Source organism: Mesobacillus sp. LC4 (assembly GCF_053543455.1).
In genome coordinates this window covers 1,250,853-1,273,944 of the sequence record NZ_JBGCUB010000001.1, presented here as the reverse complement: position 1 = coordinate 1,273,944, position 23,092 = coordinate 1,250,853, and the positions used below count along the sequence as shown (strand labels likewise).

Below are 23,092 nucleotides of genomic sequence, written 5' to 3'. Positions count from 1 at the left end.
GATTCGGTATTTTAAGTAAAAAAACAATTATAATAGAATGACATAATATTTTTAATAGGAAGTTGTTTAGGAGGTAGTTGAATGGAAACAACGTTGTTGCCAAAGGTGGTTTTAAGGAAGTTAACTGTAAAGGATTCAGAGGATCGATATAAATGGTGTCTTGACAAAGAAGTAACGAAACATCTAAATATGCCAGAAAAATATCCTCCCTTCAGCAGGGAAGAGACTCAAAACTGGATAAAGATGTGTATTGCCAAAACAAACGGCTATGAACAAAAAGCAATCATGACCGAAGATGGTACGCATATCGGCTGGATTGATCTAAAGAATATTGATAAGTTAAACAAGCATGCAGAATTGGGTATTGCGATAGGCGATAAAAGTTACTGGGGTAAAGGGTATGGCTTATCCGCGATGAATCAAATGCTATTATGGGGATTTACTGAATTAGAGTTAAATAAAATATGGCTTAGAGTTGAAATTGATAATGAGAAAGCCATTAAATCTTACAAGAAAATGGGTTACATAGAAGAAGGAATTCTGAGACAAGACAGATTAAGAAACGGTGAATTTATAGATCGATTAAGAATGAGCATTCTTAAGAATGAATTTTATAGCAAAGTGGGAATTTAGAAAAAATATCGGAACTGTTTTCATCCCTGAAACATAGATAACCATAATTGACTTGGAGGTGTTATGAATGTACGAATATCAATTTGTAGAAACTTCACTCGGAGGATTTTTCTCTTCGGCAACACACAGGGAAACCATCAGTGAGTATGCAGCTGAGGGCTGGAGATTGGTCCAAGTTTTGCCTTTAGCGTACAATGGCCACGGAAAACCTACTTCATACGAGATTATCTTTGAAAGACCGGTTCAGGATGAGACTTGAAACTAACTGTTTGAGAGACTCACGATAAATTAATACAAGAAATGGCATACGTAATTGAAGTATGCCGTTTTTGAAAGTTGAAACATGCGATAACCAGAAACAATTACTGTATGCACTCTTTTATGGAACCAAAGTGATGCTCAACCGTAATAATTAGAAAAGGCCTATTACAAAGGGGTGTGTGCAAATGGGTTACTTTGAAAGAGTGAAAGAAATTCAACAACTCCAATGGGAATTATTTATTGATTATTGGTATTTGCATATTGCTGTAATATTACTGGGATTAGCTGCAGTGGCATTTTGGGTGATAAAGAAATAGAAATTTACAGATTAACTTAAACATAACGTGTAATACATGGAGTTATTAAAAGGGTGTGTTTTGTTCATGACTAAAGAGTCAAAAGTAACTTTACCCAGCAAAAAGATAAGGGTGATCATCTCTTTAATAAGCTGTTTCATTTTATCTATTTGGGGAGTTTTTACATTATTTGTTGGGAACCTAAACTCGTCCTTTGTTCCGGCTTTATTAGCAGTTGGCGGTTTTATAGGATTGGTCGGTGGGGCCCTAGAACTGAAAAAAATGAATGCTGCTTGAGACGAGGGTGCGTGGGTCCAGGAAGGATTTACGCACTTTTTTGTTGAATTCCTATATGAAACAAACAGTAGGGAGTTCATTTTATGGGGATATATCAGAAAAAACCATTGAAAGAGCAGTGGAGGGCATTAATATTATTACTTTTACTATTTGGTCTGGCAATTTATTACAACCTCTTCTTTATACCTAAACATTCACTTGAGTTATATCAAGCTCTTTCGTTTGCGAAAGATTTTGAAGAAGCACAAGAGGTGGTGTTGGACGGGTATGAGGGCTATTTTAAAGAAGAAGACTTTGAATTCATTAATAGATTGGATACTTCTGCAGAAAGAATAAGCCAATTTACTCTGTTTGAATATGATGAAAAAACCTATTTGATCATGACGACACCTGGTACGGAAAGGTTAAAAGTTCTCTCAGTTGAAGAATTGCCAGAAGACATTAGGGAATATTTTCTTGCATTAACACCATAAGATTGTCCTTGTAGTCAGTTCGTTGCTGAAGAGTATATCGCTTTTTTAGAATCTAGAAGGATTTTATTGGAAAATAACAGAATCTAAGAAGAGTGACATACTAGGAATGCTAGTTAGAATAGGAGAAGTTTTATGTTAAATCGAGTCATTCAGGAATTTGGATTGAAAATACAATCGATCAACGAGGTTGAAGATTCTCATAGTTCAACAGTCTATAGATGTACTTTATCAAAAGGCGAAAATGTTTTCTTGAAAATCCCCTTTACAAAACTGAAGTTCCAGCGGGAGTTAGAAGCTTATGTGGTTTTAAAAGGGAGGGTGTCCATTCCTGAACTTTTGGATTATTGGCCAGGTGATGAGGAGTGCCCTGGTGCTTTTTTATTATCTGAATTAAAAGGAACCCCTTTAACAACTAAGGTTTCCCCAAACATAGCGTTTCAAGTGGGAGTCCTACAGGCTGAGATGCATAACATTCAACACCCTGAGGATAAGGAGTTAATGGGGATCCAGAATGAATATGCGGACTGGTCTGATTTTGTGGAAAAGCAGTTTTACAGTTTCGCTGAGGATGTAAAGGATGTCTTAGATCCTCAATTATACAAACAAGCGATTGAAAAATTCGAGAAAATGAAGCATCAGCTGCCGGATCCAGATGGACCAAGTTTTGTACATATGGATTTTCGACCAGCGAATATCATAGTAGCCGATCATAATGTGGCCGGAATGATTGATTTTGAGAGTGTACGATTTGGTTCTACAGAAATTGATTTTACAAAACTGTATCGTGATTTCTTACGCTTTGACGCTACCTTATATAGTTCGTTTAAAGATGGATATAAATCCATCAGGCCATTAATTGATTTAAACATAGTCCTGCCATTTTATCAATTCACCGATGCGTTCAATAGTATTGGCTGGTGCAAGCGCCGCGGAATGGAGAAAAACGCTTTGTTCCTGGAAGAAAATTTAGTGCGGTTAAAAGGATTTTTACTGTAATGTTTTGATGGAACGAGCTCGAGCAATGAATGCAGATCAGTCAATATAGGGGGAAGCGTATGAAGTTTTGGTCAAAGCCGTTGGTATGGTGGTTGGTACTAAGTCTTGTCTTTATTTACTTAGTGGACCTATTTACAATTACACCTCATGTGATATCAGGCAATGGAAATCCAGGTTTATTAATAGTGGCGCCAACACTGCTTATTTTTATTTTTTTTGCGAAAAGTTTATGGCAAGGGTTCGGGCGACTCAGGATAAAATCCAATATATCGACGATGATCATTATCGGAGCATTTGTCCTCTTTATCATGTTTTGTATTTTAGAGTATCAATTTGCTGTAAATCTAATAAACGAATTAGGTGGATCATCTAAGGAACCTGAGTCAAGAATATACCGTTTTCCCTGGTTAAATCAGTATACTAACACGCTTTTTATTAATATTTACACATTTGGCATACTGGCAGCTGGAATTACTTTTGTAAAAATTATTTTAAATAGAATAAAAAGAAATTAGATTGTTAGGATGTGGGAATACAAGTTTATTCCTATAAGCAGAAACGGAGGAGTGGGAGTGGAGAAACAAAATTCAGTTGCCAAAGTGCTTCGCATCATAGGTTTCGCAGTAATGATAGGCGGCTTTTTGCTTGCATCGATTGAAGGTCCGGGAGAATCTACTGGGGGAATGACTTTATCTGCCTTGTTTTCCAGCTTTGTCACAGGGATGTTATTCATAGGTTTCGCTGAAGTCATTGCCTTGCTTCAAAAAATATATCATCAACTTTCTCAGAGCAGTTCTAGTGATCAATCTATGTCAAACGACAAAGTCGAGGTTGAACAGCCACGAGTCCCAAAAGAATGGCAACCGTCACCACTAGATGTTGATACTATTCAAAAATTGTACCCAGGGCAAAAAATTAAAATCTCAGCCTCTCCATTTGAAGATTATTGCGTCGTCCAGATTGAAGGGGAAAACCATATCGAAGTGGTAGAGGTAGGAGGATTCAAGCCGAGGAAAATTACTGCTGATTCAGAACCTGTACTTGTGAGCAAGATACAAAATTGGTTCAATAAGCTACCATCCTCTTAAACAAGCAGATTTGTAGAAGGAGTTAGGAGGGGAAAAAATGATAGTAGGAAAATTCCCAATTATAGAAACCGAAAGATTGGTTCTGAGACAAATTATAAAAGATGATGCAGTAGATATTTTGAAGTATCTATCCGATGATGATGTAATGAAGTACTACGGATTAAAGCCTTTTAAGTCAATGGAAGAGGCATTGCAAGAAATTGATTGGTATCATTCGATCTTTGATGAGAAGTCTGGAATAAGATGGGGAATTACCATAAAAGAGAAAGGAAGAGTGATTGGCAGCTGTGGGTTCTTAAACTTAGTCCAACAACATCACCGTTCCGATATTGGTTATGAGTTGAGTGAAGACTTTTGGGGACAAGGTATTGCCAGTGAGGCGATTGCTGCTGTCATAAAGTACGGATTTGAACAACTGAACCTTCAACGGATACAAGCATTAATTGAACCACCTAATATTCCTTCACAGAAACTAGTTGAAAGAAACGGCTTTATTAAAGAAGGTCTATTGAGAAATTACGAATTTACAGGTGAGAAATTCGATAATTTGTTCATGTACTCTTTGCTAAAGCAAGATTTTGAAACCAACTCAAATAGATAGGAAGAATATTATGAACCATAAATTCATTGAAAACATACAAAGAGTCTATCCAGAGCTAATCATTAGTCAATTTTATATCAATGAAATTGGCCAGAATAATGACGTGATTGTTTTGAACGATTCTTTGGTGTTCAGATTTCCTAAATATGAACAAGGGATTGAACAATTAAGAAGAGAAACGGAGATTTTGAGATACTTAGAGGATAGAGTATCTCTGCCAATCCCGGCCCCAGTTTATAAGTCCTTTGACGTGTTCGAACCAGGGAAAGTTTTCTCTGGCTATCACCTTATAGAAGGCCAACCTTTCTGGAAGGAAAGTTTGCTAGCAATTAAGAGTGATGAGCACATTAGAGGGCTGGCGTCACAACTGGCTTCTATTCTAATAGAAATCCATTCTATTTCTGGGGAAACAGCAAGCAGAGAGTTACAATTGGATGCTCGTCATCCGCGTGAGGAAATGAGTGATCTATATGAAAGGATTAAAGATAAATTATTTCCTTTTATGAGGAAGGAATCCCAAGCGGAAGTAACTGACTCGTTCGAGAATTTCCTAAATGGAAATCAGCTCGCTAATTTTAATCTCACACTTATCCACGGGGACTTCGGTGCATCCAACATCTTGTGGAACCAAGGGGAAAATGAAATTTCCGGGATCATCGATTTTGGCGGTTCTGGTATTGGAGACCCTGCGTATGATTTTGCGGGAATACTCTCTAGTTATGGTGAAGATTTTTTTAATAGGTGTATCGATTTTTACCCGAACGGCAGGCAAATAGCTAAGCGTGTCCATTTTTATAAAAGTACTTTCGCATTACAAGAAGCTCTTCATGGAATTGAAAATGACGATCAACAAGCTTTTGAGAATGGAATCCATATTTATAGATAATTTTAATTCTAAAAAATATGCTATTAATACTGAATGTACGAAGGGAGGAGGCAAGAAATGATTCAGAGGCTTGGAAATGCACCGTATTTCTTGCTGGTGGTTGCTGCTTTGTTTTGGGGCGGAAATGCGGTGGCCGGGAAGTTCCTAGCTAGTTCCCTTCCGCCGGTGACCATTTCATTCACTCGCCTAGGGATAGGGGTGCTGATTATGTCTCCGGTCATTATCAGGCTGTTAAGGCATGAAAGAGCTGCCCTTCGGGAACACTTCAAGCTGCTTCTATTCCTGGCGGTGACGGGTGTGATTGGCTTCAATCTGCTCATCTACTGGGCTGTCAATTATACGACGGCCATCAACGCGACCTTGTTGAACAGCACAAGTCCATTGTTTATTTTCCTGCTGTCAGCGCTTTTGATTGGTGAAAAAATGGAGCTGAAGTATTGGATTTCGCTGGTGATTTCAATGCTTGGGGTGCTTGTTGTCATCACACATGGTTCGGTTGAAAGAATGCTGGCCTTGCAGTTTAATATTGGGGATTTAATTATGGTATTGGCCGTGATCTCATGGGCGTTGTATTCCATTTATATTAAAAAAATCTCAGGAAAGCTTCCCTCGCTGGCCATTTTCGGTTTTACTCTGGCGATCGGGTTTCTTTTGATGGTTCCGGCAGTGGCAATCGAGCTGTCGATCGTCTCGGTAGGAAGTGTCGGTCTTCCGGAATGGACTGCACTATTTTACATCGGGATCTTCCCATCGATTTGTTCTTTCATACTATGGAATCGCGGTGTTGCGATGATCGGGCCATCGAAGGCGTCGATTTCGTTGAACCTCATTCCAGTGTTTGGGGCGATGTTTGCCTTCTTTTTTCTTGGTGAAGTCATCTCTGTACCGCAGATCATTGGTGGATGTCTAGTCTTTGTCGGTGTGTTCATTACTTCTTTTTCAAAGAAGAAAACAGTCCAATTAGCTGAGGAAGCTTAGAAATTCACTAGGAGAGAGTGTCTCAATTGAATGAGGCACTCTCTTTTTTTAGAAGGAAAAAGGAGATTAATCTGCTGAGGCGAATTTAATAGGTATTGGAAAAGTGCCGAGAAGAAAAAGGAGGCCATATGGAATCATTAAAGCCTATAAAAAGAAGCCCTATAAGAATCTATTTCGGAAAAAAATATTACCGTTCTAAGAGATACTTTGATTGGGTTTTTGGGAACAAGAAATTTTCCATGAAAAAGGAAGAGCAACTCCTAAAACATCAGGTATTTGCTCATCAAACCTTACTCCATCGTGAATTGAAGAATGTTGATATGTGGTTGCAGCATAACAAGGTGAAGAATCTCAAAATCGCTACTCAAAAGCTAAATAAAATCATTATCAGGCCTGGGGAAACCTTCTCATATTGGCGATTACTTGGCAATACAACGAAAAGTAAAGGGTATGTGGATGGAATGGTCCTTCATTATGGCAAAGTCACAATTGGTGTGGGAGGGGGACTATGTCAGTTATCCAACTTGATCTATTGGATGACATTGCACACTCCATTAACTATCACGGAAAGGTATCGTCATAGCTATGATGTATTTCCGGATTCCAAAAGAAGTCAACCCTTTGGCAGTGGAGCTACATGTGCTTATAATTATCTTGACTTACAAATTAAAAATGAAACGAATACCAGTTATCAATTGATTGTTTATTTGAATGACACTCATTTAGTTGGTGAATGGAGATCGGAAACCCCTGCCACCCAATCATATGAGGTCTATGAACGGGAGCATGCCATCACGATGGAGTATTGGGGAGGGTATGTCAGACATAATCGAATTCATCGTAAAGTATATAACTCTGATAAAATACAAATAGATGATGAATTTGTGACAGAAAATCACGCAATAATGATGTATGAGCCTTTGCTGGAACAAGAAACGGTCACGAGTAAAAGTATTTGATGATACATAGAATCTAGTAAATCGGTAAGTGTATGGCATGGCTCCTTAAAGGATCAGCAAAATTAATAATGTAGGAGGAATTTACATATGTACGAAGAAGGTTTTGTGAAAGTTACCGGCGGTAGAGTCTGGTATGAGATTTACAATAAGGATGCGAGTGGGACACCTGTGATTATTTTACATGGAGGACCTGGGTCTTCGACTTATTCTTTAAAAGGATTGAAAGCGCTGGGTAAGGATCGGCCTGTGGTGATGTATGACCAGCTTGGCTGCGGAAAGTCGGATCGTCCTGATGATCTATCCTTATGGAAGATTGACCGGTTCGTTGAAGAACTTGGCCAGGTGCGAGAGGCGTTGAAGCTTGACGAAGTACATATTCTTGGACATTCTTGGGGTACGACTTTGGCGGCTGCTTATGTTCTGACAAAACCAATTGGAGTGAAAAGTGTCATTTTTTCAAGTTCATGCTTAAGTGCACCGATGTGGGAAGAGGATCAAAAACGGAATATCGCCAAGCTGCCGGCTGAGGTACAGGAAACCATCTTGCGCTGCGAGGAAAGCGGCGAGACTGATTCTGAAGAGTTCAAGTCTGCCATTCAGGAATTTAACAAGCAATTCGTGTTTCGCGGTGAGCCAGATTTGGAGTGGCTTAAGGCTGGAGCCGGCATGAAGAATCCTATTGTGTATGAAACGATGTGGGGGCCGTCCGAATTTACGGTGAAGGGGAACCTTAAGACATTTGATTGCACACCGCAATTAGGAGATATCGAGTGTCCGACCCTCTATACTTGCGGGCGTTTTGATGAGGCAACTCCGGAATCTACTGAGTATTACGCCCAGTTAACTCCAGGATCTGAGTTCCATGTATTTGAAAAAAGTGCCCATATGCCATATATGGAAGAGCCGGAAGAGTATTTGCAAGTGATTGGTGATTTTCTTGAAAAGGTCGATCGCCAAGTGTGACTTTTGCTATACTCCCTCTTGAACCCTTTATGCTATGTTAATAGTGTTAAATTAAGCTATAAAGGGGTTTTTTTCATGAGCTGTGGATGTTCTAGATTAGAAGATGGCAAAGCGATTGTTGACCATGTAAAAAGCAAAGGCAAGGAAAAGATAAAGCCGCGTGTCGCGCACCAGATCGCTTGCGAATGCGGAGAAATGTTCACGATGGAAACGGTCATCACAAACTGCCCAAGCTGCGGTATGACGTACGGCGTCACACCTTGCAGTTCCGGTGATATCAATAAGGTCAAGGCTGCTGGAATTCAATATGCATAAAACAAAAAACCTCTCGAATTGTCGAGAGGTTTTTTGCTTTTGATATATGTGAAGGTTAAGTTTTCGAGTTTGCCTGTAATATGGATGAGACTGCTGTTAATACACTTGCCAATAGTACCTAAATCGCTGTTTCAATATCCTCAACAGGTTTAAAATGAGTTTTAAATACGGTGTGCTTTTTGCCAAGTCTGTTCGTAACGATATAGGTTGTTTCAAACTCACGATCAACATCATATTCATCACCGACATTGAATGCCACCTCTAAACCTTCGTTATTAATGCAAATAACTTTTCGCATATTTTATTCCTCCCGGAAAAAGACTCATTATTGTATATTTTTCGTACGGAGGTTGGGCTTTATGTCCGATTTGGCGATTTATGATGAAAATTGTTCCTGTTTTTAATTTAACTGGTAAAAATCAGAGGTTTTTTCCAGTTCGCCAATAAATTTGTGAAAATCGCCAATAAAAAAATTTTATCGCCAATATAAATAAAAAATCGCCAATAAAATGAAATTTTCGCCAATAAAATCTTCGGTCACTCAAAAGTTGTCTGCCAATTTACGGATTACCCTTAAAAGAGTCTATTTTTATGATAAAATCAATACTAGACTACTATCGGGGGACCATTTTATGAATTCAAATACATATTTTTATCAATTTTTAGAGCCGATTTCAAAAGAATTGGCATTATTGGCGAAGGAATTAGAAAATAGTATTTTTTCGAGCCCAAGAACGATGCTGACGCATTCGCGGGTGTTCATTGAAAATATTTTACAGCAGGTAACGAAAGAAGAAGGAATCCTCGAGGATCCTCGGACTGGATTAAAAGAGCGGCTGGACTTGCTTAATGATCAAGGTTATTTGATTCCTGAGATCCGCGATGCATTGCATTTAGTGCGGAGAATGGGGAATCAGGCGGCACATGATGCGAGGATGTTCCGCTTTTCCGAGGCGCTTTTGTCATGGGAAGCCTTGTATAGCATTGTAAAATGGTATGTTGAGGTGTACGGTCCGGTTGATGTGACCGTCCCGGAATATCAGGATCCTTCTCCCCAGGCAGAAAAAACGTTTGATATGTCTGAGCTTGAGGTCAGGCTGAAAGGGTTGGAGGAGCTGTTGAAAAATCCTTCTCCTCAACAAGCTGAAACTCCAGCTAGGGAAGAGGTAGCAGTGGCTGTTGCTGCTCCAGCTGTAGAGGTCCAGGAAACGCCTGGATTCACGCCAATCCGGACGATCACTTATAAAGGAAGGTCCATTGAGATTCCATATTTCCTAAGGGATGCGTTTCTTTTGCCGCAGCGATTTGATAAATCGGAAACTTTCCTGATCCGACTTGGTGCTGAACAGGAAGCACGTATCATGAGCGAACTGCCAAGCAATCTTGAGGGGCTGCACAAAAATGTAAAAAGATATAACGAAAAGAATGATGAGCAATTTTTCGAGGAGCTTGGAACTTTCATTGAAGAAGAAAAAGTCCGCAGACAGCTGACACTGAAGCGTCAGGGAGAGCTGTTCTTCTTTTACAAAGCAAGCCATATCGTAGTGACGGAAGGACTGAAGAATGTTCCGCTAACGGCAGATGAATTCATAGGGATTCCGAGTTTGTTAAGGCAGTTGAATGAAGACCAAATCTACACTGTCGGACAGCTTCCTATGGAGCTTGTGATCTTAGCGAAGTATGACAATGTTGGAGTTGGGACTGTCGAGAAATTGTTCGACCAGCTGAAGTCAAAGGTGGGGAATAAGACGGATCAGGTGGATGGTGACTTTGCAACAGAGCGAAAGAGCTTCAAAAAGTGGGAATCATTATATGTAAAAGTGAAGTACAAAGGAGTACTTTCTGTTATAGAGGGTTCAAGTGTTCCGGCGATTTGGAAGGAAGCGCTGAAATGGATTGAGGATCAAGATCTTCCTTTACACGATATGGTAAGAGCAGGAATTATCCTTGGTTCTACTGATAATGGAAAGCGTTATGCCATTGCACTCCAGCCGATTCATCCAGATCAAAGGCCTTTCACACAGCTTCATACGTATCACTCTCAGCTATCGGGTGCAGTCTACTATTTAGAGACGAAGATCAATCCGAAATCAGGGCTTGAGACACTAGGCAAGGTTCTGACACGTTTGGGTGTTGAAGTGGATATTCCTTTATTGAAGGGTGAATAGGCAAAACAAAATGCCGTGGGATGCCACGGCATTTTTTGTATCTTACCGCACAGTGTTATTTCCTCTTTTGTGCTTTCAGCTTGTTCATTTCCAATTCAGCCGCATATTCTTCTTGCGACTTCCCTTGCTTGAAGCTTTCTGACTGGATTTTCCTGAACTTGTTGTCGTTTTGATTAGGCATGTGCACACCTCCTTTTGAACATAAGTATTTTGTTCAAAGTACGGATGATTATTCTGAGTCTGTGCACGAACATCCCTGGATAAATTTCTCATAATTCAATATTATTTTGCTATTCCGGATATAATGAAAGCGCTTTACATGTGAAACTATTCACAAGTATAATGAGAGTGTAAATAAAACATATTCATTTCCGGGAGGAATCGCAATGTTAGCTGACCTTATTTATGAATTCAAGAGCTGGTGGTTGGGAGATTTACCAAAGGTCGGAAATGAGGAATTTGAAAGAATCGAATCGAAGCATACAAGAGTACATCACGATGAAGATATCTATGAAATCATCCGGGTTCACTAAAATAAAACAATCGGCAGTCTGATTCCATTTGAATTGGACTGCTTTTATTTTGTAGTAATTTCATGATGGGTGGTATATGATTATACTTCATGCTATGTGGTTTTTATACAGGGGAAATGGATAAAACTAATCCAAAAAGCCTTAAGAATTTGGAGTTGATTTTTTGAGTAAAGCTAAAGGAAAGAGCGGAACGGGAAGAGGCACGGGCAAAAAAGGCTGGAATCGCTGGCAGGCTAGTGCGAAAAAAGCCAAGAGTGCCAAGCCATACAAGAGTAAAGGTGTTAAACACGGAAATGCTTCCAAAGAAGGTACATCTGAAAAATAATGCCTTATAATGCGTTAATCCAATTGTGGATTGACGCTTTTTTGTATTTAGAAGGATGAAATGACATAAATCTCAATAAAATAATTATATAATTTAATAAATATTTATTGTAAATCGATAAATTTCATGGTAAATTCAAAGTGACATTAAATGAATGAGGTGCTTGTTTATGAAAAAAGGGTCAACACTTTTTTTAAAGGCTGCAGTTATTTTAATTGGCCTTCCTGTTTTGGCTTTATGCATGTTTTTGCTTCCACAGATCGCGTCTGAAGCGAATGATGCAGCCGCAAGAGGTTCAGATTTGGCATTTGCGGTTTATGCTATCCTAATGGTTTTGTACGTTTCGGCTGTCCCATTCTATTTTGCATTGTATCAATCATTCAATCTGTTAACTTACATTGACAAGAACCAGGCTTTCTCTGATTTATCGGTTATAGCTTTAAAGAAAATCAAAAATAGTGCGATCATCATCAGTGGCTTGTTTGTGGTTGCCCTCCCATTTGTCTATGTTTTAGCCGAGGTAGACGATGCACCAGGACTGATTTTAATTGGAATGGGAATGATATTTGCTCCATCAGTGGTCGCAGTTTTTGCAGCCGTCCTGCAGCGACTGTTGCAAGAAGCCATCGAGATCAAAGAAGAGAACGACTTAATAGTCTGAGGTGAATGGAATGGCAATTATAATCAATATTGATGTGATGTTGGCTAAAAGGAAAATGAGTGTAACGGAACTTTCTGAACGGGTTGGAATCACGATGGCTAACCTTTCTATTTTAAAAAATGGAAAAGCAAAAGCAATCAGGCTGTCGACATTAGATGCAATTTGCAAAGCACTGGAATGCCAGCCCGGGGATATTCTTGAATATAAAGAGGATGAAGAATATTAGTTAGTTAAGTTTTATTAAATAGCGTTGATCCAGGTGGATTAACGCTATTTTTTATCTAGAACAGTTGCGAGGTGTATGGGAAGAAGTTAATAGACATTTCGGCAGGTGACGAGGCAAGAAATGTCTAAGAAAAGTTGTTTAATGGACATTTTAGCAGGTGACGAAGCATGAAATGTCTAAGAAAAGGTGTTTAATGGACATTTCGGCAGGTGACGAAGCATGAAATGTCTAAGAAAAGGTGTTTAATGGACATTTCGGCAGGTGATGATGCATGAAATGTCTAAGAAAAGGTGTTTAATGGACATTTCGGCAGGTAATGATGCACGAAATGTCTAAGAAAAGGTGTTTAATGGACATTTCGGCAGGTGACGAAGCATGAAATGTCTAAGAAAAGGTGTTTAATGGAAACTTCAACAGGTGATGATGCAAGAAAAGTTTATTAAGAGTTTGTTGATGCTAATTAGACTTCTGCAGGTGCAAGGAAAAGGATAATTGTTCCTAAGGGTTTCACAAAGTGTCTAGGAACTTCTTTGTGCGTATAGCAGAATGGTCATCCTCATCTCTAAAAACTATACTTTTATCAAAATCCCCTTTTATTGTGTAGGATTGGAGAAGATAAGGGATTGGAGTGAATCAGTTGATTTCTAACTCTGAATTGCAAAATGTAGGAATATATTGACAACAATATATATAAACGCTAAACTATTTTAAAATTCCAAATAAAAAAGCATTGAAGAGAAGAGTAGTTAAGTTTATGGATATTTCCAGAGAGCTCCTGGTTGCTGAAAGGGAGTAATATCATGCTTAATGAAAAAAGTCTCGGAGCTTCTTGCCAAGCTAATGATGAATTAGGGATCGCAAGACGGGTTCTTCCGATATAAAGATAGGGTATGAACGTACCCGAAGAGGTTGGTTTGGCGACAGATCAACAAACTGAGGTGGTACCGCGAAGTCAAACTCTCGTCCTCAAGATTCATTTCTTGGGGGTGGGAGTTTTTTTTATTGTTTAAAATCCATTGTGAGTGAGGAGTTTTTAAATGAAAAATCCTATCCTATTAGATTTTCCATTCCAGTTAGAAACAGAAAGATTATTGCTTCGCGCTCCCCATCTAAGGGGTGACGGAAGTATCGTTAACCAGGCGATAAGGGATTCTTTTGATGAGTTAAAAGCATGGCTGCCATTTGCGCAAAAGCTTCCTGAAGTGGAGGAAACCGAGATTAACCTAAGAAAAGCCTATATCAACTTTTTAAAAAGAGAAAGCTTTCGTTTTCTGATTTTTCATAGAGAGACGGATGATTTCATTGGGACAGTCAGCCTTCAGGGGATTGACTGGAATATTCCTAAATGTGAAATTGGATATTGGATCAATACGAAGTTTGGTGGAAACGGTTATATGACAGAAGCGGTAAATGTGGTAACTGATTTTGTGCTAAACCAACTTGAATTTAAGCGAATAGAAATTAGGTGTGAATCTACTAATCTGAAAAGCCGTGCGATTCCTGAAAAACTTGGATATGAATTAGAAGGGATCTTAAGGAATGAGGATTTATCAGCAGACGGCAGCAAGCACACCGATACTTGCTATTATTCTATTATTTCATAGTCAGAGGCAGATTGGTCAGAGAGGGATTTTGCACCTGTTTTTGAATTACTTTATTAAAATGTTTAATCGACTGAAAATTGAAACCTTTCTCCATCACTATCGTAAATGTTTATATATTATACGGTAAGGAGTGTTGGGAACATGGGATGGGGATTGGCCAGGAACACAGATTTTAGTGGTCATCAGATCGAAATAGCTGTCATCTTCACCTTTTTAATCGTAATCGCAATTTGGGTGTATTATGATTCAGACAAATATTTTATCGGATTCAAGAGACATATATTCTGGATATTAACAATATTCACAGGTCCAATTGGTCTTATCATATATCTAATGCAGCGGAAAAAAGAAGGATTAGTTTGATAAAGTTAGTTAATTAAAAATACAATTCTTCCCTATGTTACAGTACAGGCTCTATCGGTCAAACAGAAGGCGTGACGGAGGAAAAGTGTCCGATAGTAAGGCTCTATCGGCCAAATAGAAGGCGTGCAGGAGGAAAAGTGCCCGATAGGAAGGCTCTATCGGACAAACAGAAGGTGTGCCGGAGGGAAAGTGTCCGATATCAAGGCTCTATCGGACAAACAGAAGGCGTGGCGGAGGAAAAGTGTCCGATAGGAAGGCTCTATCGGACAAACAGAAGGCAGTGCGGGAGGGAAAGTGTCCGATAGGAAGGCTCTATCGGACACACAGAAGGCGTGAACGTGAGAAATTGTCCGAAAGAAGAGAAATATCGGACAAAATTCAAAAGTGCTGGACCGAATCCTTTGTTTAAAAAAAATTTTAGCCATCCCCTATGTTCCTCAAGAAAAGCAATCCAATAAAATGACTACAACTCACTTTTTTTAGTAGCCTTTTCCATTCTCTCAATAATGAAAGAGCCTGCCAGTCCGACCCAAAGGGATGCCAAAAACCACAAAAAATAAGAGTGAAAGAACTCTTTCCCTATTTCAAAAAAAGACAATGTTATGGCTAATACTCCAATCCCTTTTAATAGACTAAATAGCCCACTTAATTTATCCATCATTTGAAACTACCCCCAAAATCATTTTTGTTTTACATAATTATATAATGTTTTCTGTTTTTGGAAATATCTATCAATAGGCGAGACGTTAATTATCGATGGATCAGTTTGTCTACGCAATTTTTATTGCTTTAAATAACCATTGTAAATGGTCCGCTATATGGAACTGAGCGCTTGGATCTCTAATACCAATGGTCATTTCTATATAACTAAAAAATAAACCATGCCAACAGGTAACCACTTTGGCATGGTTTTGTTTTTTTATTATTTACAAAGAGATTGTTAGAATGTTACTATTCAACTAATCAGTTGAATAGTTGTTTTTGGAGGTGTACATTATCGAAGCTCGTGAATTTAAGGATTTTATATATGGTGAGTTTTCTCGGATTGGAAAGGCAATGTCCAGTCCAAAGAGGATTGAACTTCTTGACCTGTTGACTCAAGGTCCCAAAACGGTTGAAGCTTTGGCTGCTGATACGAAAATGAGCATAGCCAATACTTCAAAACATTTACAGACCTTACTTGACTCTAAGCTCGTGACTTACTCTAAGGATAAAAACTATGTGATTTATCGGTTGGCCAGTGAACGAGTATTGATGCTTGTATTGGCATTAAGAGGAACCGCTGAGGAACGGATTTCAGATGTGAAGCATGTAAGGGAAGGACACATCCTCAGAGAAAATTCACTTAATCCTATCTCCTTTGATGAGTTAGGTGAAAAGTTGAATAGCGGTGCTATCACATTATTGGATGTGAGACCATTTGAAGAATATAAGCATGGTCACTTGCCTCATGCTTTATCGGTGCCTATTTCGGAATTAGAAGACCGTCTGGATTCATTGCCAAAAGACAAAGAGATTGTGGCATACTGCCGGGGACCGTATTGTGTGTATGCTACCGAAGCCGTAGAGTTTCTTATATCAAAGGGATATCGAGCTACATTGCTGGATGCAGGAATTAATGAATGGAAACGACTACAGCATTAAAACTTTCACACACGTAGCTGTTTAACAACCGTTTACATCAAAACCACCCATAGATCAGTAACTTTAAAGATTGAAGACTTTATCGAACTTTATTTTTGGAGGTGATTAAGTGCAGCTTAAAATCGGAATCAAGGAAAATATCGTGCAATTTTCCCTTTTGGTCCTGACGAATCTGTTCGTCGGTTCAATGGTCGGGATTGAGCGAACCGTTCTCCCGCTGCTTGGAGAGGAGCAGTTCGGACTGGCATCTGCAAGTGCAGCACTATCATTCATTATCAGCTTTGGGTTTTCTAAAGCAATTGTAAACTATTTCGCTGGTCAAATTGCAGATCGGCTTGGACGCAAGAAAGTGTTATTGCTCGGCTGGTTCATAGGCCTTTTCGTACCAATCTTCATTATCTTCGCACATGCATGGTGGGTTATCATAGTTGCGAATATCCTGTTGGGAATTAACCAGGGACTGGCATGGTCGATGACGGTTAATATGAAAATCGACCTTTCAAAACCAACCCAGCGCGGAACTGCAGTTGGTTTGAATGAATTTGCCGGCTATTCAGGGGTTGCGATCATGGCAGCAATTTCCGGATATATTGCCTCTTCTTATTCATTAAGACCTGAGCCATTTTACATTGGGATAATTATTGTTGTGATCGGCATGATCCTATCGTTGATTGTTAAGGATACAGCTGAGCATTTAAATCTGCAGATTAAGAATAGTGGCACCGTCGGTTCTGGAAAAAGTCGATCGGCAAAAGAAGTATTTGCTTTGACAACCTGGAAAAACAGGAATTTATCGACGATTAGTTTTGCCGGCTTATCAACAAATCTAAAGGATGGCATGGCCTGGGGTCTCTTCCCCATCTACTTCACTGCTGCAGGATTATCCGTAGGGCAAATCGGTACAATTGTTGCGGTGTATCCAGCTGCCTGGGGCATTTTCCAATTGTTCACGGGTACCTTAAGCGATAAAATCGGCAGAAAAGCTTTAATCACTTATGGCATGTGGACACAAGCTGCTGCACTATGGTTCATACTCGCTGCCAATCAATATTCACTATGGATTTTAGGTGCTCTATTGTTGGGCCTGGGTACTGCGATGGTTTACCCAACCTTGCAAGCAGCGATCAGTGATGTAGCCGACCCGGATTGGAGAGCTTCCTCAATGGGAGTATACCGCTTCTGGCGTGACAGCGGTTATGCATTCGGTGCATTGATGGCAGGAATCATCGCCGATCTTCTAGGTGTGAACTGGGCGATTGGTTTAGTCGCATTCCTTCCATTTTTAGCGGGATTTCTTTCGAAAGTTCGGATAAAGGAAACAAATAAAAATCGATAGAAGCGATGCATCACCCTAAATGCGGTGGTGCATTTTTTATGGGCATATACAGGGATTTCAACCGGCTTTTAAGAATTATAAGGAAACAGGTAGAGAGTACCAAGCAAAATAAGTTTAACAATCAATGAAATATTATTTAGCCAATATAATGGTTATGAATCTTTTCACAAATAGAAAAATGATGGTGGTAGAATAATTGCTATCAACTCCTTTAGGTACTTTTAAATTATTTGTTAATGGAGAAGAAATGGAGTTTATTGCAACAAAATTTAATCATTCAGATCCAAAATTTTAGGATAGGAATGGAAGGTTTATGATTCCATATCACTTCAAAAAGAAGCAAAGAATCTGAAGGTCGCATGTTGCATTCCTGCTCTAGATGTAGAAGGGGAAATTGAAAGCGGGGAAAACAGAATCCACGGTTGATAAAAGATTTAGTTGGATTCAACCTTTTACAGAAGAAAATGAGGTGCAAACCTGGTTTGGGGCATGCCTGTTTTTAATGCCCTAATTGCTTCAATGCGGATCTTCAGTTTGTGAAAATAGCTATCCATGCGTTGGTCCACTAAGGATGAGCGCTTTTTTATATATGGGAGAAAAAGGAATTCCTTTTCCGGATGTAGAATAGTTCAGGGTGTTAGGTTTTTAACGATAAGGAGATGGATAGTATGTGTGGGATTTGTAAGTAAACATTTAGAAAGGGATTTAGCACTGCCAAAACATCGTGGCATTCTTTTGGAGAGTGCGTTAAAAGATTTAACATCAGATTCAAATGTGTTGGCTATTTATCAGGCAGGGTCATTAGCCAGAGGTAACTTTGATCGTTACTCGGATATTGATTTACATATTATCGTGGATCCAGTTCAGAAAGGAAGCTTCATAAAGAATAAACGCAACAGGGCGGCTAAGTGGGGAAAGGTTTCATTCTACGAGGACTTCAATCCATCATCTCCTGTTGTGGTTACTCATTATGATTCCTTTGTAAAAATAGATAGTTGGTATCATTCCCCTAAGGAAGTAGTACCATCAATTTGGCTAAAAGGTTATAAGGTTTTATACGACCCGAACAATATTATTATAGATGTTATTCAGGAATCCTCAAATATAGTTTATAAACCTACAGCAGACGAAGTGGAGTTTTGGCGTGGAAAACTTTTGGCATTCATACACGAAACTTATCGTGCCGCTATGAGGGGAGAATTCTATTACGCTCTATCAAATTTAGATCGGATCCGCTGGCTAATCGCTTCTGGATGGTATATGGAAATGGAAGAACATCTAGATAGTCCGTACGGTGTTTGGTCAAAGATTGAGGGGCAAAGAAGCAAATTGGATCAAGGGCAGTTGTCTCTTTTAAAGAGGTGGGAGTGTAACCGAGATCCCGATCAAATCATAAAAACAATGGTCAGTATCGTCCCTGAAATTTACAGATTGAATAAACACCTGAGTAAACAAGTGGATATTGCGGATGATGAAGCGCATATCAGGAAAGTGATAGGTATGGTGATTTGAAAAATTCTATTCCTAGCAGGAGATTTTTTTACAAAAGGAGGAACCATACTTGATTTATGTAATCAGACATGGGGAAACAGATTTGAATAAAGAACGTAAAATGCAAGGGAGAATGGGTTTCCCATTAAACGAAAATGGAATTCAACAGGCAAAAGCATTGCGAGAAAGGCTCCAAAATATAAAATTCGACTTTGTCTTTTCTTCCCCACAGGAACGAGCAGTTCAAACAGCAGAAATTGTCACCGGCATAAATGCAGTTAAAGATGATAGACTGGATGTTTTTGACTTAGGAGAAGCTGACAGGTTACATGTTAATGAGGTTAAAATGGCTGGTCATTTACCTGATTCCTCGGTTTATAAAGGAATTGAAGACCCTGATGATTTTGTGAAGAGGGTGTTTAATTATATGAATGAACTTGAGAATCAGCATGGAATAAAAGAGTTGAATATTCTTATTGCAGGCCACAGATGCACAACAGGTTGTATGGGGGCTTATTTTGAAGGAGTACCTAGTGATAGGAATATATTAAAATTCTCATCAAATACTGGTGATTATAAGACTTATGAATTTAAATAAACTAAGTTGTCAAAGTTTCTGGTGAGCTGGTGCTTCCAGGCTCGACTCCCTTATTGTAGACTCTGTTTTATACCAACCTATTAGTAATCCTAATGTTGGAAAGAGGTGACACAAATGAATACTACAGGCCGTTGGGTAGCTGCAGTTATTATATTTTTACTTGGAGTTTTACTATTTAACAAAGGGCTGGACCTTAATGCACTCGGAACAAATGTATATGGTGACGGGATTGGAGTGTACTTTTTAACACTTGAGATCAATGATAGAGTACAAGAGGCAAGTATTCCAGATTATGCAAAGGGATTTTTCATGTCGAGTTTTGTTGCCGTTCTTATTTCATTTTTAATAATCGGAAGGAATCTGAAATATAGAAAGAACGCTAGTTAGACATTTTCTGAGATGCTGAACTATACGATTCTATCCCTATTTTATTGATAGAACTTTACCGTAATTTTCATTTTTCGTTTGAAGGTAAACAGTAACTTTGCGCTACCATTAATGATGGGGTGAAAATATGCTATCAAATATGGGCGCACCAGCTTTTGTTTTAATTTTTAATATTGTTTTTTTGATTGTAAGTGTATTTATTATGTATTTAGTCATTACAAAAGCAGTGAAGAACGGGATTAACCAATCAGTTGTGGGCCAATTTATCGAAAAGAATTCTAGACTCAATGGCAATAGAAGTGATTTAGATAATGACAAGTAATTTATTTTTTGCTATAGGCGGTGATCCAGAAGGATAATCGCCTTTTTTGTAGAAAAACACAGAATGAGTATTAGAAATTGAAATTAGTATAGGGAGAAAGAAAGTGAAAAAGTCTGTCTTTATTTTATTTAGCACTATTATAGTCATATTAACTGGCTGTATTAACGATTCAGCTAGTGAGTCAGTGAAAGAAGAAAAGAAAACAGATTATTTTAATTTAGTTATTGAGAGTGATAAAAATATATATCGGCAGGACAAAGACATTCAGATTAGTTCTTACTTAGAATATTTCAGTAAAAATGACTTAAAGTTAGATCCTAAGCCTACAATCACAATTGTTGTTAGAAATTATAAAGATGGAGAGATAGTCGAAAAAATTGACTTTGATCCAATTGAAGAAACAATAAAAGAAGGAGAAAAGTTTTCGAAGACAATCGATAATATTACCCTTGAAATGGGGAAATACGATGCATTTGTCCAAGTTACGCCATTCTCGGTTGGTTCAGATCAGTTTAATTTAAGTACAGCACCTATTATTTTAGAAGTGAGATAAAGGCTAAGGAGTTGTAAACCTAAAAGCATTACTTATTTAGGTTTGCGGATTTTTTTTAAACAAAAGGAGCAATTAAGTTTAAAAGTGGGTTTTTATTTATCTATTTAAATTTTATAGAGTATGGTTTTATTACTAAGGTCATTGGAGTGTGTTTTGTGGAAAAAGGTAAGATTATTGTTTTGAACGGTGTATCAAGTTCAGGGAAATCAACTTTAGCGAAGGAAATAACCAAGTTACTTCCTGACTTTTTTAAATTCAGCGTGGATGATTATGATTTAGTCATTGAAAAGATGGAAGATAGGGAAAACGAGCGGCTAATCCCTATTGAAACCGAATATTTTTATTATAGAAATGCGGTAATGTTCTCAGATCGAGGGGTTAATTTGATACTAGACCAAATCCTCCATGACCCCACTACGTTACAAAATTTTTATGAAACGCTAAAGTCTTACCCAATCCTCCTTGTGGGAGTTCATTGTTCTGCCGAGGAGCTTAATCGAAGAGAGGAGTTAAGAGGAAACCGTCGAATGGGCCAAGCAATTTCTCAACTCAGTTTTGTGCATAAACAAGAAATTTATGATATTGAGGTAAATACGTACACCCACTCAATGATGGAATGTGCAAAAGAAATTGTAGATTGTTTGGAAAGTGATACACCATTATTAGGATTTGAAAAATCGCTTGAGCAATTCGAGTCGTCAAGGAGTAGTATTAAATAACTATTCAAAACATAATTTCCTCGCTTTAGAAGGAAAGAAGCAAAGGATGCGACAGTCACGTATCCTTTGCTTCTTTTTAATGGGAAAAAATTATTAATGTAAGGTAGAATAACTTTATCTTATTTTGGGTTTACGAGAAAAGCTATAGGAAGCTTGTCATAAAGCCTTAAATTCCTTTTTTTGTACCCTTAATGAACCATAGGACTTATACTAAAATAAATATTTAGAAGATATGTTTTTTTATACAACAAAAGAGCGATTTTTTTAACAATAAAACCTATGAACAAATTCGGTATATTCCGCCAATGTCCATATCTTTTAATTTCTGGTTCATTAAAATTTTGTTTCTGTTCGGGGATTATTATGTTTAATCGAGGTGCATACGGGATTCTTAATCCATTTTATTAGCCTGAATCTATCAATTGCTGCATGTCGAAGAATGGGCAAACGAGGAGCTTCGATAGGGGGTATATACTATGACAGCTCATGCAAAAGGTGAAATTTCCGAGGTGAAAAATGCTTCAATTTAAAGACGAGTTTGAAAGAAAAGAAAGAAATTATAAGAAATACCTTTTTTTGTTTGTTATTACTGTTTTAATCCATACATTTATTGATTTTTTCGACTTGGGTATTGAAAATGTTTCTAAATTGCGTGTAGTTATCAGCTTATTATTTTATGGTGTGATCCTTTACTATGCACTGCGCAGGAAGATATGAGCAGAGGTAATGATCAAATTTTTCGTCTGGGTAAATATCATATTACTTATTATCATAATCACTGTTACTGTACTTGGATTTTAGTTCATAAAAGAGATGAACATAAAAAGGTTTCATGAGGTTTCGAAGCTGGTTAGTAAAATTCATAATTCCATTCATCCATTTTAGGAAGTGAAAAGGTGTTTGTTTATTATTTAATGCTCTTTATAGGAACTTTGTTAGTAATCATCGCATTATTTGGTTTTATTGGAATGTTTCGCGAGAAAGCCTACCCTGTATTAAAAATAGGGAAAATCATTTTAAGTCTTATAATGGGTGTTTTAATTCTGACGATTACTATTCCAAGTCTAAAATATGTTGTGATGAAGGAATATGATATCGTCAGTGGAGAATGTGTAATTGAAATAGATTCAGCAGGTCGTTCTTCATTAGCGGACTTTAAAATGCTGAATTCAGAAGAAATCTTTATATTCAGTGATATACCTGACCTTGATGCCTATGGAAGGTCAGTCCCTTATTATTGTGAGGTTACAGTCACAAAAGATCATATGGTTGAAATTGGGTATAAAATTTATGATGTCAAAACAAGAAAGTTAATTTTAACAAGTGAATAGGATTTCACAAATGCCTGAGTGATCTCTGGAATTACTGATCAATGAATTGTTTGACTTTTATGTAAATCAAAGGTAGAGTAATAGT

31 protein-coding genes and 1 other annotated feature are annotated in these 23,092 nt (G+C 38.1%); of the genes, 28 read left to right on the top strand and 3 right to left on the bottom strand.

The window, feature by feature from the left end:
- Window positions 1-81 precede the first annotated feature (81 nt).
- From AB5I83_RS06560 to AB5I83_RS06495, 14 genes are all read left to right on the top strand, one after another.
- A complete protein-coding gene (locus AB5I83_RS06560; RefSeq protein WP_448973786.1) occupies window positions 82-633 on the top strand; it encodes a GNAT family N-acetyltransferase in 552 nt (183 codons plus the stop codon).
- A 67-nt stretch (window positions 634-700) separates the two neighbouring features.
- A complete protein-coding gene (locus AB5I83_RS06555) occupies window positions 701-892 on the top strand; it encodes a DUF4177 domain-containing protein (RefSeq protein WP_226641609.1) in 192 nt (63 codons plus the stop codon).
- A gap of 187 nt (window positions 893-1,079) precedes the next feature.
- Window positions 1,080-1,211 (top strand): hypothetical protein, encoded by a 132-nt coding sequence (locus AB5I83_RS06550; protein ID WP_264192506.1) that lies wholly within the window; start codon window positions 1,080-1,082, stop codon window positions 1,209-1,211.
- Between the two features lie 66 nt (window positions 1,212-1,277).
- On the top strand, window positions 1,278-1,487 hold the full coding sequence (locus tag AB5I83_RS06545; protein ID WP_448973783.1) for a hypothetical protein: 210 nt from the start codon (window positions 1,278-1,280) through the stop codon (window positions 1,485-1,487).
- Window positions 1,488-1,570: 83 nt separating this feature from the next.
- Window positions 1,571-1,960, top strand: a complete 390-nt coding sequence (locus AB5I83_RS06540) for a hypothetical protein (protein WP_448973781.1) — start codon at window positions 1,571-1,573, stop codon at window positions 1,958-1,960.
- A 132-nt stretch (window positions 1,961-2,092) separates the two neighbouring features.
- Window positions 2,093-2,956 carry a phosphotransferase family protein gene (locus AB5I83_RS06535; RefSeq protein ID WP_448973779.1) on the top strand — a complete coding sequence of 288 codons (864 nt, stop codon included), beginning with the start codon at window positions 2,093-2,095 and terminating at the stop codon, window positions 2,954-2,956.
- Window positions 2,957-3,015: 59 nt separating this feature from the next.
- Window positions 3,016-3,471, top strand: coding sequence for a hypothetical protein (locus tag AB5I83_RS06530; protein WP_448973777.1), 456 nt, complete (start codon window positions 3,016-3,018; stop codon window positions 3,469-3,471).
- Window positions 3,472-3,528: 57 nt separating this feature from the next.
- A complete protein-coding gene (locus tag AB5I83_RS06525) occupies window positions 3,529-4,044 on the top strand; it encodes a hypothetical protein (protein WP_448973775.1) in 516 nt (171 codons plus the stop codon).
- Between the two features lie 37 nt (window positions 4,045-4,081).
- Window positions 4,082-4,645: a GNAT family N-acetyltransferase gene (locus tag AB5I83_RS06520; protein ID WP_448973773.1), complete on the top strand. Its 564-nt coding sequence runs from the start codon at window positions 4,082-4,084 to the stop codon at window positions 4,643-4,645.
- Between the two features lie 10 nt (window positions 4,646-4,655).
- The gene (locus AB5I83_RS06515) at window positions 4,656-5,531 is read left to right on the top strand and encodes a phosphotransferase family protein (RefSeq protein WP_448973771.1); all 876 of its coding nucleotides are present in this window, start codon (window positions 4,656-4,658) and stop codon (window positions 5,529-5,531) included.
- Between the two features lie 57 nt (window positions 5,532-5,588).
- The gene (locus tag AB5I83_RS06510; RefSeq protein WP_448973769.1) at window positions 5,589-6,509 is read left to right on the top strand and encodes a DMT family transporter; all 921 of its coding nucleotides are present in this window, start codon (window positions 5,589-5,591) and stop codon (window positions 6,507-6,509) included.
- Window positions 6,510-6,637: 128 nt separating this feature from the next.
- A complete protein-coding gene (locus AB5I83_RS06505; RefSeq protein WP_448973767.1) occupies window positions 6,638-7,468 on the top strand; it encodes a VanW family protein in 831 nt (276 codons plus the stop codon).
- Between the two features lie 87 nt (window positions 7,469-7,555).
- Window positions 7,556-8,431 (top strand): proline iminopeptidase-family hydrolase, encoded by an 876-nt coding sequence (locus AB5I83_RS06500; protein ID WP_448973765.1) that lies wholly within the window; start codon window positions 7,556-7,558, stop codon window positions 8,429-8,431.
- A 75-nt stretch (window positions 8,432-8,506) separates the two neighbouring features.
- Window positions 8,507-8,746, top strand: a complete 240-nt coding sequence (locus AB5I83_RS06495) for a hypothetical protein (RefSeq protein WP_167830621.1) — start codon at window positions 8,507-8,509, stop codon at window positions 8,744-8,746.
- A gap of 118 nt (window positions 8,747-8,864) precedes the next feature.
- Here the strand turns inward: AB5I83_RS06495 and AB5I83_RS06490 are convergent, their stop codons facing one another.
- Window positions 8,865-9,044 carry a hypothetical protein gene (locus AB5I83_RS06490; RefSeq protein ID WP_448973762.1) on the bottom strand — a complete coding sequence of 60 codons (180 nt, stop codon included), beginning with the start codon at window positions 9,042-9,044 and terminating at the stop codon, window positions 8,865-8,867.
- A gap of 334 nt (window positions 9,045-9,378) precedes the next feature.
- On the opposite strand from AB5I83_RS06490, the gene AB5I83_RS06485 reads away from it, so the two are divergent.
- Window positions 9,379-10,914 (top strand): DUF4145 domain-containing protein, encoded by a 1,536-nt coding sequence (locus AB5I83_RS06485; protein ID WP_448973760.1) that lies wholly within the window; start codon window positions 9,379-9,381, stop codon window positions 10,912-10,914.
- Between the two features lie 55 nt (window positions 10,915-10,969).
- On the opposite strand, the gene AB5I83_RS06480 is transcribed toward AB5I83_RS06485, so the two are convergent.
- Window positions 10,970-11,095, bottom strand: coding sequence for a hypothetical protein (locus tag AB5I83_RS06480; protein ID WP_023614463.1), 126 nt, complete (start codon window positions 11,093-11,095; stop codon window positions 10,970-10,972).
- Window positions 11,096-11,300: 205 nt separating this feature from the next.
- Between AB5I83_RS06480 and AB5I83_RS06475 the strand changes: the two genes are divergently transcribed.
- The 5 genes from AB5I83_RS06475 to AB5I83_RS06455 all read left to right on the top strand — a co-directional run bounded on the left by AB5I83_RS06475 (window position 11,301) and on the right by AB5I83_RS06455 (window position 14,263).
- Window positions 11,301-11,447: a hypothetical protein gene (locus AB5I83_RS06475; RefSeq protein WP_167830623.1), complete on the top strand. Its 147-nt coding sequence runs from the start codon at window positions 11,301-11,303 to the stop codon at window positions 11,445-11,447.
- Between the two features lie 163 nt (window positions 11,448-11,610).
- Window positions 11,611-11,772, top strand: coding sequence for a DUF3934 family protein (locus AB5I83_RS06470; protein ID WP_167830624.1), 162 nt, complete (start codon window positions 11,611-11,613; stop codon window positions 11,770-11,772).
- Window positions 11,773-11,941: 169 nt separating this feature from the next.
- Complete coding sequence (locus AB5I83_RS06465; protein WP_167830625.1) at window positions 11,942-12,433, top strand: DUF2975 domain-containing protein; 492 nt, start codon at window positions 11,942-11,944, stop codon at window positions 12,431-12,433.
- Between the two features lie 10 nt (window positions 12,434-12,443).
- Window positions 12,444-12,659, top strand: a complete 216-nt coding sequence (locus AB5I83_RS06460; protein WP_448973757.1) for a helix-turn-helix domain-containing protein — start codon at window positions 12,444-12,446, stop codon at window positions 12,657-12,659.
- 721 nt (window positions 12,660-13,380) lie between these two features.
- Window positions 13,381-13,630: a binding site (T-box leader), on the top strand.
- Window positions 13,631-13,696: 66 nt separating this feature from the next.
- Entirely contained in the window at window positions 13,697-14,263 is a 567-nt protein-coding gene (locus tag AB5I83_RS06455; RefSeq protein WP_448973755.1) for a GNAT family N-acetyltransferase, read from the top strand.
- 826 nt (window positions 14,264-15,089) lie between these two features.
- Here the strand turns inward: AB5I83_RS06455 and AB5I83_RS06450 are convergent.
- On the bottom strand, window positions 15,090-15,287 hold the full coding sequence (locus AB5I83_RS06450) for a hypothetical protein (protein ID WP_448973753.1): 198 nt from the start codon (window positions 15,285-15,287) through the stop codon (window positions 15,090-15,092).
- Between the two features lie 326 nt (window positions 15,288-15,613).
- On the opposite strand from AB5I83_RS06450, the gene AB5I83_RS06445 reads away from it, so the two are divergent.
- The 8 genes from AB5I83_RS06445 to AB5I83_RS06410 all read left to right on the top strand — a co-directional run bounded on the left by AB5I83_RS06445 (window position 15,614) and on the right by AB5I83_RS06410 (window position 23,007).
- The gene (locus AB5I83_RS06445) at window positions 15,614-16,270 is read left to right on the top strand and encodes an ArsR/SmtB family transcription factor (protein ID WP_448973751.1); all 657 of its coding nucleotides are present in this window, start codon (window positions 15,614-15,616) and stop codon (window positions 16,268-16,270) included.
- Between the two features lie 109 nt (window positions 16,271-16,379).
- Window positions 16,380-17,606, top strand: a complete 1,227-nt coding sequence (locus AB5I83_RS06440) for an MFS transporter (protein ID WP_448973749.1) — start codon at window positions 16,380-16,382, stop codon at window positions 17,604-17,606.
- Window positions 17,607-18,278: 672 nt separating this feature from the next.
- Complete coding sequence (locus tag AB5I83_RS06435; protein ID WP_448973747.1) at window positions 18,279-19,118, top strand: nucleotidyltransferase domain-containing protein; 840 nt, start codon at window positions 18,279-18,281, stop codon at window positions 19,116-19,118.
- A gap of 49 nt (window positions 19,119-19,167) precedes the next feature.
- A complete protein-coding gene (locus AB5I83_RS06430) occupies window positions 19,168-19,695 on the top strand; it encodes a histidine phosphatase family protein (RefSeq protein WP_448973745.1) in 528 nt (175 codons plus the stop codon).
- 114 nt (window positions 19,696-19,809) lie between these two features.
- Window positions 19,810-20,082, top strand: coding sequence for a hypothetical protein (locus tag AB5I83_RS06425; RefSeq protein WP_448973743.1), 273 nt, complete (start codon window positions 19,810-19,812; stop codon window positions 20,080-20,082).
- 425 nt (window positions 20,083-20,507) lie between these two features.
- Window positions 20,508-20,957 carry a hypothetical protein gene (locus AB5I83_RS06420; RefSeq protein ID WP_448973741.1) on the top strand — a complete coding sequence of 150 codons (450 nt, stop codon included), beginning with the start codon at window positions 20,508-20,510 and terminating at the stop codon, window positions 20,955-20,957.
- A 155-nt stretch (window positions 20,958-21,112) separates the two neighbouring features.
- A complete protein-coding gene (locus tag AB5I83_RS06415) occupies window positions 21,113-21,676 on the top strand; it encodes a chloramphenicol phosphotransferase CPT family protein (protein WP_448973740.1) in 564 nt (187 codons plus the stop codon).
- An 896-nt stretch (window positions 21,677-22,572) separates the two neighbouring features.
- Window positions 22,573-23,007, top strand: a complete 435-nt coding sequence (locus AB5I83_RS06410; protein ID WP_448973738.1) for a hypothetical protein — start codon at window positions 22,573-22,575, stop codon at window positions 23,005-23,007.
- Window positions 23,008-23,092: the final 85 nt, after the last annotated feature.